This is a genomic window from Chryseolinea serpens, assembly GCF_900129725.1.
Taxonomy (GTDB): domain Bacteria; phylum Bacteroidota; class Bacteroidia; order Cytophagales; family Cyclobacteriaceae; genus Chryseolinea; species Chryseolinea serpens.
The window spans coordinates 1-12,093 of record NZ_FQWQ01000004.1 but is presented as its reverse complement, the minus strand read 5'-3'; the positions used below and the strand labels follow the sequence as shown (position 1 = coordinate 12,093).

The 12,093-nt window shown below is 53.0% G+C and carries 7 protein-coding genes; all 7 read right to left on the bottom strand.

Going from position 1 to position 12,093, the window contains the following annotated elements:
* Window positions 1-2: 2 nt before the first annotated feature.
* Window positions 3-758 (bottom strand): thioesterase II family protein, encoded by a 756-nt coding sequence (locus tag BUB30_RS24745; protein ID WP_073139747.1) that lies wholly within the window; start codon window positions 756-758, stop codon window positions 3-5.
* A 10-nt stretch (window positions 759-768) separates the two neighbouring features.
* Window positions 769-1,044 carry a hypothetical protein gene (locus BUB30_RS35285; RefSeq protein ID WP_178377190.1) on the bottom strand — a complete coding sequence of 92 codons (276 nt, stop codon included), beginning with the start codon at window positions 1,042-1,044 and terminating at the stop codon, window positions 769-771.
* Window positions 1,045-1,109: 65 nt separating this feature from the next.
* On the bottom strand, window positions 1,110-4,187 hold the full coding sequence (locus tag BUB30_RS24735; RefSeq protein WP_073139745.1) for a cyclic peptide export ABC transporter: 3,078 nt from the start codon (window positions 4,185-4,187) through the stop codon (window positions 1,110-1,112).
* Window positions 4,188-4,360: 173 nt separating this feature from the next.
* The gene (locus BUB30_RS24730) at window positions 4,361-5,335 is read right to left on the bottom strand and encodes a TauD/TfdA family dioxygenase (RefSeq protein WP_084138377.1); all 975 of its coding nucleotides are present in this window, start codon (window positions 5,333-5,335) and stop codon (window positions 4,361-4,363) included.
* Window positions 5,336-5,377: 42 nt separating this feature from the next.
* Window positions 5,378-6,136: a head GIN domain-containing protein gene (locus BUB30_RS24725; protein ID WP_084138376.1), complete on the bottom strand. Its 759-nt coding sequence runs from the start codon at window positions 6,134-6,136 to the stop codon at window positions 5,378-5,380.
* Window positions 6,137-6,142: 6 nt separating this feature from the next.
* A complete protein-coding gene (locus BUB30_RS24720; protein ID WP_073139739.1) occupies window positions 6,143-10,099 on the bottom strand; it encodes a non-ribosomal peptide synthetase in 3,957 nt (1,318 codons plus the stop codon).
* A 28-nt stretch (window positions 10,100-10,127) separates the two neighbouring features.
* On the bottom strand, window positions 10,128-12,093 hold a 1,966-nt coding region (locus tag BUB30_RS24715; protein ID WP_245804168.1), incomplete at its 5' end, for a condensation domain-containing protein.

The window sequence follows — 12,093 nt, the reverse complement described above, 5'->3', positions numbered from 1 at the left end:
CGCTAGCGCACGACGGAGACGTCGGGATAGGCCGTCAAAGCGGGTTCAAAGTCCATCTGGGTTTGCTGCAGCGTTTGCCGGATGATGTGGAGCATGCGGGGCATCTGGTGGTGCAGGAAGAAATGATCGCCTCTCAACACATGAAGGCTACAGCATTTGTCCGTATGCTTTCGCCATCCCATCATGGCTTCGTCCGAAAAATCTTCGTCGGAGCCGAAGAACACCGTAATATCGGTATCGAGCGCCTCGATGGGGCGTTCGCTAAAAGCGGTTTGTGCCAGCATGAAATCATTGCGCAGCAGGGGATAGAACGTTTCCATAAGCTCGGGATACTCAAAGAATTGTGCCGGTGTTCCACCCAGCTGCAGCAAGGCTTCCTTGAAAGCATCGTCGGGAAGTAAGTGCAGGTTACTTTGTTCACAGGGCATGTGGGGTGCGGCTCGCCCTGAAAAAAAATTATGTATCGGCAGCCGTTCGCCGTTTCTGCGGAGGGCCAGGGTTAGCTCGTAGGCGATCATGCTCCCCATGCTGTGTCCAAAGAAAGCAAATTCATCGTCCTGAACTTGCGCCGTTACACAACGGTACATGTCGGCAACGAGCGCATGTACGTCCTTATAGAGCGGCTCGTTGATGCGACGCCCTCGCCCCGCCAACTCCACGGGAATAAGTTCGATATTGCCCGCGGCCGCTTGCCACCGGTGATAGATCATGGCTGACCCTCCCGCATAGGGAAAGCAAAAAAGTTTCTTTCGGCTCATGGTTCGTTCGTTACAATGAAAATCCTGTGTTGAATTCAACGCGCCAAGGCAGGGCAGACAGTTGCCTGGTTTCGTTTTGCAGGCATGCAAAACGTGGAAATTGCTGAAGCGTTTTCCACACTTCCTCCGGGCCTTCCTCGTCGAGCGAAACATAAAAGATCGCCGCGGTGAGTCGTGTCAATAAATTCTCATAAGGCAAGGACCATTCCAGTACGAGCCCGCGTTGTTGCAGGGCGGCCAGGGCCGCCTTCACTTCGTTGATTTCCGATACGTTTCCGATTTCCATTTGACCGTGGGGTTTGATGTTCATAACTTCCTAACCATACTTGGACTGGGCCGATGACACCGTCATCAAACCATTGCATCCTGAAGCGATGCTTCATTTTTGACCATCGTGATCTTTCCGCGTTCCAGCTTAATGACCTTGTCGGCCACATCAAAGTACTGGTCGTCGTGCGTGATGGCGATCACGATCTTTCCGCTGGCCCGCATTTCGGGAATGAGGGTTCGGTAGAAAAACTTCCTGTATTCCGGATCCTGGTCGGCGGCCCATTCGTCAAAAAGATAGATGGGCTTATCTTCCAGGTAGCATTGCAGAAGGGCAATTCTTTTGCGCTGTCCCCCCGAAAGCTTTATCGTGCTGTATACATTGTTGCTTAGCCCGGTTTTATCGTCGAGGTGCAGTTGTTTCAGGTAATGGTCCACTTCCTTGGTATCCGGCCTGGTGTTCATGGCGTAAATTTTCTCGAAGAGGTGAAGCGGGTTGAACACGGTACTGTAGTATTCGCCCAGGGTGGTGTGATCTACTTCAACCCCATCGATCCGGATCTTTCCGGTGCTGGCGGGATAGAGACCCGTGATCACCTTGGCCATGGTGGTTTTACCGCTGCCGTTACCACCGATAACAAAAATCACGTCGCCGGCGGCGGCTTCAAAGCTCAACGGGCCAATACCAAAGGTGGTGTCTCCGCCATCGGCGTGCGTATAACGATACGTAATATTGTCCACTTCGATGCGTTGCAATCGGGTCGGCACGGATTCGATGGCGTCGTTGAGGTTCGGTGTGGCTGGAATTTCTTTCAGAAAATTCTGGATGCGCCCCCAAGACACTTTGATGTTGATAAAATCGGGCACCGAACCCAGAATGCCGTTGATGGGGCCGATGAGATATAACAGAATAATAACAAAGCTCAGCAGCTTCTGCGGTTCCAACGTGGGAAATGCGGTGGGCATGACAAAGGCGACGGCCCCCAGCACCAGGATGAGAATGGACTCGCCAATGAGAAACGCATTGACAAAGCGAACCTGACCATCGATGCGGGCCGTGCGGAATTTTCCATTGATGGCCTTCACTTCTTCGTGAAACTCGCGTTTCTTCGCGCGATGAATGCTCAGCTCCTTAAAGCCGTCGATCAGGTCGTTGAGCAGCGACATGTAGCCATTGTGCGTGGTGCGCGCCTCTTCGTAGAGCGTGTCGGCACGCTTGCCCACGAAATAGTACAACACGACCAGTGAAGCAATGACACACACCGTTACGCCGGTGGCCCAGAAAGAGAGAACGGCCAGGTAAAAGAACGAACCAAAAACGGTGATGATGCTGGTGATGAGTTTGATGCCCACCCCTGCCGCTTCACCCAGGGTGCTGGTATCGCCGTTGAGGGTCGCATAAATTTTCCCGCGGTCGATCTTTTCGAATTTCTCATACGTCGTAGAGAAGATCTTGTTCATGAGTTGAAGCCGGAGATCATAAACGATCTCGTTGGTGATTTCCAGCAGCCTGTTTTCAATGATCTTGCGCCCGCCGATGTAGGCAATGAAGGTGATCGCGAAATAAAGAAGCATGTCGGCCGAGGGCAGGTCACCCTTCACGACCGAGGTGATCAGCACGATGATGATCATGTTTGAAACACCCGATATCAAACTAACGATCACCAGGAAGGGGAGTACACTCCAATAGACCCTGCCCACGAAATCGAAGAAGAGCGAAAAAAGAAAGGCCATGTAGGTGATCGCCAATGCCGCCAGTGCTGCAAACACCAGGCTCTTCAAACTCCAGGGGAGCCACACGATCATGGTGTCCCAATTCAGATCCGAAAATGCCCGGGGAAACGAATAGAGGCCATAGGACAGCAAGGCAAAGAAGGCCGATACCGCCAACAGGCTCACCACTTTTCGAAGGGTAAGGCCGGTCATGACCGGTTTCTCCTTCACTATTTTCCGAACGGCCACAACGATCAGGGCTATCGCGAGAATGCTGTAAAGCCCAAGGACGATGGTGAGAATGGTGAAGGGCTTGTCATAACCATTGTCGGCATTAAAATCTTTTAGCACCTCCTGGCCGCTCAGCGCCTTCAGTATATCGCTGCCCAATGAAAAAGTATACGGGCTGTCGGCATTGGCGAGCACCGCCACGGCCGTTTTTTGGCCCGGCACAAAGCCCATGAATGCCGTGAAGTTTGGATTCTGGCCCAGGTGATAAAACTTGGGTTCTCCATAGGGTGAAACATTCCAGCCAAACGCATAAAGCGTAAGGTTATCGCGATCGGGGGGCAGCGACAGATCGGGTTGGTGCGATTTGAGGATCAACGCATGTCCGTCCATCGGTCCGCCCTCCACCTGCCAGGTCATCCAGCGCGCCACGTCGGCGGCATTGGATTCAATATAGCCGGCGGGGTAGTTGCCCCGAAATACGGGTGGGCTATACGGAAACTCCTGAAAGAACCCCGCTTTATAGCCTGTCGCCTTTGTATTTTGGCCGGGGGCCGGACCTACGGTGGTGTGGGTCAGCCCCAGAGGAAGAAAAACAGCCTCGCGCATAAATTCATCAAACGGCTTCCGCGCGACGGTCTCGATGACGAGACCCAGCACGTCATAGTTCATGCTGGCATATTCATATCGCGTGCCTGGACGCGCCGCAAGCGTGAGGCCCTTTATTTTTTTCACGGCGTCAGCAAGCGCAGCGGGCGATGCATCGGCGGGAATCATGGAGAGTGTGTGCCAGGGAATGCCGCTGGTGTGGTGCACCAATTGTCGCAGCGTGATCTGGACCGGTTGTTTGTTATAGAACGTCACAAACCAGGGTAAGTATTGGGACACGGGCGCGTCGAGGTCAACCTTCTTTTCGGCTTCCAATCGAAGCAACCCCAGCGCCGTAAACGCTTTGCTGCAAGAGGCCAACTCAAACTGCGTGGTCGAATCGACAGGCGTACGCCCTTCTTTGTCGCTATACCCAAAATTTCTGATCTCCGTTTTTCCGTCTTTCATCACTACCAGGCTCAAGCCCGGGATACCTCCGTTGTGCATAGCCTTTTGAACGCGGGCTTCGATGTGCTGCCAGGCGGTGTCGGACAACATCAGAGGGGCATCGCGAAACCCTGCTACCACCTGGGTAACAACAAGGCTCAGAACTATTAAGACGACAATTCGCATAGGATTGGTTGGTTAAATAAGAAGTTCCGCGGACACGCTACAGCGCAGCCGCGACAAGGATGAATGAAATAAATTGATAATTACTCCGGCCATACGGCGTACAGCCTTAAAAAAGATACAGCGACTTGATTTCGCCGATCTCAAACCTGGAACACAACACGGCGAGGAGGCCGTCAGGCCATGGCGACAAGGATGGTGCGTTTGCCGGTGAAGGGATTTCTACCGTGTGAATACATCATGTTGTCGAGCAACAGCAGATCACCCTTTTGCCACCGGAAAACAATCTTATACTTCTCGTAAGCGTCGTTGAATTGCTGGATGGTGTCGTCTTCAATAACGGAGCCATCGCCGTAAAAGGTTGTGAACGGCAGATTGTCCTCGCCGAGAAATTCGATCACCGTGGGATCAAAGAGCGACTGGTGACCAAAATACATGTGGTTGAACCAAACTTTTTCTCCCGTAGTATGATGGGGCCTAAAGGCGGGCAGCGTCCAACGGGTGCGCAGGTGATCGTCGCTGATCCACTCAAATTGCACGTTGTTTTCGATCAGGAACTTTTCCACTTCCTGCCGGTCTTCGGTTTGGTAGATGGTTCGCCAGCCCAGGCCGATACCGGGAATGGTGTTGCGCACGTAGCGCACACCCAGGTTTTCAAATTTAGTTCTCGCCTTCGCGTCGATGCTGGCAATGATCTTTCGCTCGTCTGCGATGGGCGTCTCACCGCCGGTTTCGGATGGAAGCAGGCAGAAAAAACCAAGAAAATTATTGAACGAACCTGCATACGAATTCTCGGTATGCATGTTTATGTGCTGATCCGGTGGATGCGAGGTCGAAGTATATATTTTCGAGATCACTTCATCGCGTGGCGATGTCCTGTTTTTGTAGGTCAGGATATCCGGAAAAAATTGTCGGAAAGTCTTCTCAAAGGCCTCGGCACTGTCGATGGGAAAACCTCTGAGCAACACCGCACCCTGTTCCTGCAGGAGCGAATAAATTTTCTGACGGTTTTCCTGCAGCCAGGCCGCCGAGGCTTGGGGGCTGCCGTTGCATTGCACGGTGAACGGAGCCTGGCCAGTAGTTTCCTGAAACTGTATTTCGATTCGGTCTTCGGAAACGTCGACCAGGTTGTTAAGCTGTAGTGTATTCATGGGAAGGTTGTTTTATTTTTTGCGGCATATTGAAAGCATGGGTCACCGGGGAATCGCTTTTCCCGAGCCACCGGCTCTGATGTCGAGTTTAGTCGTGAGTGTTGGCGAATAGTAAACGTTGCCACTTCCACCGAGGGCGGCATGAAGCCGCTTGATGTCCTTTGCCTCGCAGGTTCCCGAGCCCGACAGTTCGACGAACGCTTCTTCGGCCACCATATCATTCAGGTAAATATTTCCGGAACCACCCGTATGCAGCTTCAGCAGGTTGGCCTTGCCTTTAAACTCCAGATGTCCTGAGCCCGATGTTTCGGCTTGAATTTCCTTGGCGGTTACCGCCATGGAGATGTTGCCCGATCCAAAGGTCTTTACGGTCAATTTGTCCAGGGTGAAGTTGCCCGATGTACTCAGGCCGGTGGACCCGTTCAGGACGACCGACGCAAGTTCGGGCATGCTCACGTAGACGTCGAGTCCAGTTCGATTGTTGATGGACGTATTTTTGCGGATCGAGAGCTCCAGCACGCGGCCAGAAACGTTCGTGACCACGAGCGGAATAAGGTTGTCATCGGCTTCCACCCTCACTTCATAGGGTCCCTGTGTCACAAACACGTTGAGGCTGGCCGACGCTTCAATACGATTGAAGTTGGTCAGTTCACGTTTTTCCGAGGCGCGGTTTCCGGAGCCGACAAACTTAGACTGTTGCGAGTAAGCGGCTGTCACAGCAATGATGTTGGGAAACAGGATGAGGAACAATCTGTTTCGAACCAAACGTTTAATAAAATAGGTGATCATGTGGGTTGTCATTAAGATTTAAAAAATATCTAGATCCACGTGGATATCCGTTTCCTGCTCGGCAAGCTTGGGGTCGTTCAGAAGCAAACTCAGTTTCTGGCTGGGCTGCCCAAAGATGGCATCGGCGAGGCTTGCGAAAAGCCGCACAAATTCCTGAATAGTGGCTTCCGTGAATAACCTGGTGCTGTAGTTAAAATTAAAGGCCAGGCTGTCGGATGACTCGATGCAAAAGAGCGACAGGTCAAACTTTGAATTTTTCTCGGCGTAATCGTAGCTCCGGACACTAAGCTCCTGGTCAGACACCTGGGCCACAAATCCCGAATCCTGGCGGTTGTGCCAGAGAAAGGCGACATCGAACACCGGGTTTCGATGTGGCTCTTGTGCGTCGGTGTAGGTTACCATTTTCACGAGATCGTTAAACGGATAGTCCTGGTGTTTCATCGCGCTGGCCAAATAGCGCCTCACGCCATCCGAAAAATCATCAAAGGACAGGTCCTCCTGCACGTCATAGCGATACACCAGCGTATTGATGAAAAAGCCTACCACGCTTTCCAGATCAACATGCGTTCTTCCGGAAACAACGGAGCCCAGGGTGACGTCCGATTGACCGCAGATCTTTGAAAGGAAGGCTGTGTACACCGCCAGCACGGTGGCATAGTTGGAGACTTGACGCACCTTGCTGTAGGCCATAAGGGCTTGCGTTGTTTCGGGCGAAAGCTCAAAAACGACCACGTCGCCGGCATTTGAAGGTTGCTCCGGGCGTTTAAAATCGGTGGGCAGATTTAGTCGCTGCACGGGTGCAGCAAACTGCTTCCGCCAGAAAGAGGCCCCGGCTTCGAGCGCTTCGGCGTTACGCTTCGCGGCCCATTCGGAATAGTCGGTATACTGAAACTTTTGCGGCTTCAGGGAAAGCCCTTTGTAGAGGGCGATGAGTTCCGTAAACAAAATAACGTTCGACAACTCGTCTGAAATAATGTGGTGAATGTCGAGCATGAGGAAAAAGTCTTGCGGGGACCGACGCATCAATTGTACACGCATGAGTGGTGCCTGCCGGAGGTCGAAAGGCTTTACAAAAGCATCGCTTGCCGACGCCTCATCCCTGTCTTGCGTGACGTCGGCCTGCGTCACGGAAACCGCAAGGGTATCCGCTGGATGAATCCGCTGATGCGGCCGGCCTTGCACCAACTCAAAAGAAGTTCTCAGACTTTCATGACGTGCCACCAGCGTGCGAAAGGCCGTCTCCAGGCGCTCTGCCGAAACCGGGCCGCTCAAATAAAAGAAGTCCGGCAAATTATACCCTACGCTATGCGGGTCGGATTGCTGCAGAAAATAAAGGCGCTTCTGCATGGGCGACATCTCATAAAATTCTTTTGCTTCCGCCTTCGGGATGCCATCGGCTACTTCTTTTTTTCGGCCGATGAGCGCGGCCAGCGCGGCGATGGTGTTGTTGGCAAACAATTCGGTGAGGCTGAGCCGAACACCGGTCTTTTTGTAGATCCCCGACGCCAGCTTCATCATCTTGAGCGAATGCAGCCCGATATCGTGGAGGTTGGTGTCCCTCTCGATCACATCAACCTCGAGCAATTCGTAGAGCACTTCCTGCACGACCTTCTCCGTCGTCGTAAAGCTTGTCGGATTTTCCGGGGACGTTTCGCGTGAATGAATCAGCAATGCTGCCAGCTGACGGCGGTCGGCTTTGCCGGTGCCATTCAGCGGGATCTCCCGGGTTTCCACAAACCGCGTAGGCATCATGTAGAACGGCAGCAACGTTTTGCAAAACTCGCGTATGGATTTTAGCGCCGCGTCGGCCGGGCTGGCTTCAGCATTCAGCTTCACCACGGCGCCAATCGCCGGCTCAGACGAAGTATCGGTATAGAGTAATGCATAGGCCGACTGTGCGAGGGGGTGCTTGTTCAGGCAACTTTCAATCTCGTCCAGTTCAATGCGATAGCCTCTTATCTTCACCTGGCTATCGGTTCTCCCCTTGTAGTCGATGTTGCCATCGGGCAGCCATCGCCCCATGTCGCCCGTGCGATACATGCGTTCTCCGGGATAGAAAGGATCCGCCACAAATTTCGCCCGGGTAGCCTCGGGGTTGATGTAGCCGGGGCCAATGCCCTTGCCCGCGATGCAGATCTCGCCCTCCCATCCGATGGGCTGCAGTTGCATGTCCGCATCGAGAATGTAGATCCGCTCGTTGAACAAAGGCTTGCCGATGGGGATCATATCGTAGTCCCGCAGATCCTTTTGCATAAAGGTATAGCAGGTGGATTCTACGCTCGCCTCCGTGGGGCCATACAGGTTTGATATGCGCACAGGGCCGGTAGCGACTTTCTCAAAGAACCGCTGCGCCAGCGCCTTTTCCAAAACCTCGCCACCGATCATAAAATGTTTCACGGACGTCGGCAGGGCGATCCCGGCATCGACCAGCAGCTTGAGGTGTGTGGGGGTTCCATCCGAAATATCGATCTGGTGTTTGTGATAGAATTCCACCAGCTTTTCGCCATCGCGGCGGGTCACGTCGTCTACCACGTATAGGGTATGCCCCAATAACAACGTCCCAAACAATTGCTGGATGGATGCGTCAAAGGCAAAGGGTGAAACCATCGCGAGACGAAGGCACTCGCCGTATGTGCCATAGACCAGATCATTCAATCCCAATATCAGGTTGACAAGGCCCGACTGTATTACCTGCACACCTTTTGGGCGTCCGGTAGAGCCGGAAGTATAAATAATATAAATGCGATCAGTCGCTTCCGGGCAATGTTCATACCGCAATGGCATGGCCAGCGATGAAATCAACTCCTGGCTTTCCACGATGGCAAGGTCTCCGACATTTACATCCGGCGCGATGCCGTCTGTTATCAGCAGCCGGCAGCCACTGTCCGCTATGAAAAACTGAATCCGTTCCGCGGGGTTACTCGCATCGATGGGAAGATATGCCGCGCCCGCCCGAATGATGCCGAGGATAATGACCACCACGTCGGCCGAACTATTCATGCAGACACCCACAACGTCGCCAGCCTTCACGCCAGCATCCTGCAGGCGCGCGGTCACTCTCGTAGCGAGCTCATCCAAGGCCAGAAAGGTATAAGTACGTTTATCGTCGGCCACGGCGATGCGATGGGGGTGTTGTTCCACTTGCCGGCGGAATAACTCCTGCACCGTGACGGGCGGAAATGGGCGATGGGTGTTGTTGAACTGTTCCAGTATTGTTTTTTTCTCCTCATCCGTGATGACGTGCAGCGCGGAGAGTGCGACGCTGGGATTTGCCACAACCTGTTGAAAGAGTTGCACTAAATGATCGCCCAGGCGTTTTATATAGTTCGCCGAATAGCGGGTGGCATCATAGTGAAGCGTGCACCCCAGGGCAGCCTCCGCCGCCGAAAATGCAAACACCAGGCCGGGGGTGTACGGATCGAAATAATGCTTTTCATGAAAAGCATCCAGCATCACGCCTGTATCAAAGAGCGGCATCAGGGGCGACGATTCGTCGATGGACAGGTCTTTCAGTAATACGCGCGAAGAATAATTTTGATGTTCCAGGGCTTCGTTATAAACGGAGAGCACCTTCACGACATGGGCCTTGAACGACTGTTCCGGGTCCAATGCCGTGCGCAGAAAGAGTTGGTGGTTAATGAGGTTTCGCTTATCGGCTTGCTTCAGGATGGGCACTCCCACCGTAATGTCTGTCAGGTTCGCATATTTACCGAGCAGGACCTTGACGCCGGTAAGCAACAACACAAACAGGCGAAGGTCAGATTGGTTGCTGATGAGACGCATTTTGGCGGTCACTTCGGCTGGAAGCTGAATCGCGTATGAATTTTCACCGGACGCAATCCGGATCTCTCCGCCATCGGAGGGAAAAACGGCCTTGCGGGTGAACGATTCAAATTTTCGGTTCCAATACTCGCGCTCTTTCTTTTGAAGATGTGCCGAGGTGACCTCTGCGCCGGTAGGCGTGAATGCATTCATAGGAGATATTTTTGCAAACGGTTACACACTAAAATTCAAATTCATCCGCCAAAGCCTCCGTGGCGTCGATGTGTTCGATGTGCTCAAGTTGATCCTTGAGTTCAATATCCTGGAGACACCGGTGTTGATCTTGTACCAGGACGGTCAACATGTGTACATAGTGCGAGGCGATGCGGCCGGCGAGATCGGGATGAATGGCTCCGCTGCGATAATCCAACGTAAAGCCTATTGTATTTTTTCCTTCTGAACCAATAATATCCAGCAGGTACGGTGTTGTCGTGGGCGACAATTCCTGGGTATGCGCAAGCACACCCTGTTCCTCCAAAGACTGATCGTTGTCCAGCGGTTCAAAGTTAAAACCCACGGCAATGAGATCGCGAACGTTTATCCGGAACCTGTCGTTCAGCATTTCGAACAAGCGTTCAATTTCATAGTTGCTGTTTTCAAAGGCCTCCATGGCATTTTGATTTACGTCCACCAGGTATTCGCCTGTCGTTTTGTCGCCTGCTGCAAAATTTCGGATCATGAGCAGGTTGACAAAATTCCCAACCACCTGTTGAAGATCATCGTGTATTCTGCCCGATGCCGGCACCGCCACCACGATATCGTCGCTGCCGCTTAACTTTGACAGCATCAGGGTGTAGGCGGCGAAGCAAACGGAGAACAGGGTGGCGTTATGTTGCAAGGTCAGTTGTTTTAACCCGGCGTATAGAACGGGATCGATCTCGAAATAGTGAACCCCCCTTTCAAAATGGGCGGTGGCCGAAGGATCAGAGAGCGGGAGATTCAGCTTTTCAGGTTTCTGTTCATATCGCGCCGACCAATATTGTTCCTGTTGCCCGATCCTTTTTTTGACGATGGGACTGCTTTGCCAGACGGCGTAGTCTTTATATTGCACCCGCAAGGGTGGCAAGGCGATGTCCTGATACAAGGCTAAGAATTCCTTTTCCAGCAGGGTGTTTGAAATTCCGTCGGTGATAATATGATGAATGTCGATGAGCAGGAGTGCGCCATCGTCTGTCCGGATCAACGCTAACCGCAACAGCGGACCCGTTTCCAAATCAAAAGGTTGTGTAAAGCCTCGAACGACGGCTGCGACAACGTCACTGTCTTTCGATGCGGCGATGACATGCTCCTGAAATTCCAGCGGCATGTCATCGCGGATCAACTGAACAAAATTGCCGTCGCGGGTTGTGAAAATTGTCCTGAGACTTTCATGACGGGCAATCAATTTCTCAAAAACCGATTTTACTTTCTCCGTATCGACCGCAGCCCCGAAGGCAAAGGATTGAGGAATATTGTAGACGATCGTACCCGGATGTTTTTGCTGAAACAAATAGATGGTGAGTTGCGTTTGGGTGAGCGGATAAAATGCCTCGGGCGCTACGACCGGTATGTGGTGGAATTGTTCCTTCTCAATTTCCTCCAGCAGCGCGCGGCTGCCGCGGATGGTGTTGTTTCGAACCAGGGCCGGTAGTTTTATGGTGACGCTGAAGGCCTTCTGCATTTTGGTGATCACCTTCATCAAGCTGAGGGAATGACCGCCGAGGGCGAAGAAACTTTTTGTGACGCTGATCTGCGAAGCGTCCAGCTTGAGCACTTCCGCCCAGATGGCCACCAGCTTTTCTTCCACTTCGTTCTCCGGGGCCACGCGATCCTGCTCCGACACGCCCTGCACCGGGTCCGGCAACGCCTTCACATCGATCTTCCCGTTGCCCGTCACCGGGAACGACGCCAGCGACACGTAGTGCACCGGAACCATGTAGTCCGGCAGACGGCCCTGCAACGCGCTCCGAAGACCTTCGGCCGTATGCGCTTCTTCGCTCACATAATAGGCGCACAACGAGGGGTCGCCTTCCGGGTCGTGAACCCGCACCAGCACCGACTTCATGCCGCGCTCTTGCAACAGCTGATGCTCGATCTCTCCCGGTTCGATCCGGTAGCCCCGAACTTTCACCTGCTCGTCTGAACGGCCCAGGTATTCCAGCAGGCCA

What these genes read in the sequence shown, in the direction of transcription:
- BUB30_RS24745 (WP_073139747.1), bottom strand. Translation starts at nt 758, where the DNA reads ATGAGCCGAAAGAAACTTTTTTGCTTTCCCTATGCGGGAGGGTCAGCC.
- BUB30_RS35285 (WP_178377190.1), bottom strand. Translation starts at nt 1,044, where the DNA reads ATGGAAATCGGAAACGTATCGGAAATCAACGAAGTGAAGGCGGCCCTG.
- BUB30_RS24735 (WP_073139745.1), bottom strand. Translation starts at nt 4,187, where the DNA reads ATGCGAATTGTCGTCTTAATAGTTCTGAGCCTTGTTGTTACCCAGGTG.
- BUB30_RS24730 (WP_084138377.1), bottom strand. Translation starts at nt 5,335, where the DNA reads ATGAATACACTACAGCTTAACAACCTGGTCGACGTTTCCGAAGACCGA.
- BUB30_RS24725 (WP_084138376.1), bottom strand. Translation starts at nt 6,136, where the DNA reads ATGACAACCCACATGATCACCTATTTTATTAAACGTTTGGTTCGAAAC.
- BUB30_RS24720 (WP_073139739.1), bottom strand. Translation starts at nt 10,099, where the DNA reads ATGAATGCATTCACGCCTACCGGCGCAGAGGTCACCTCGGCACATCTT.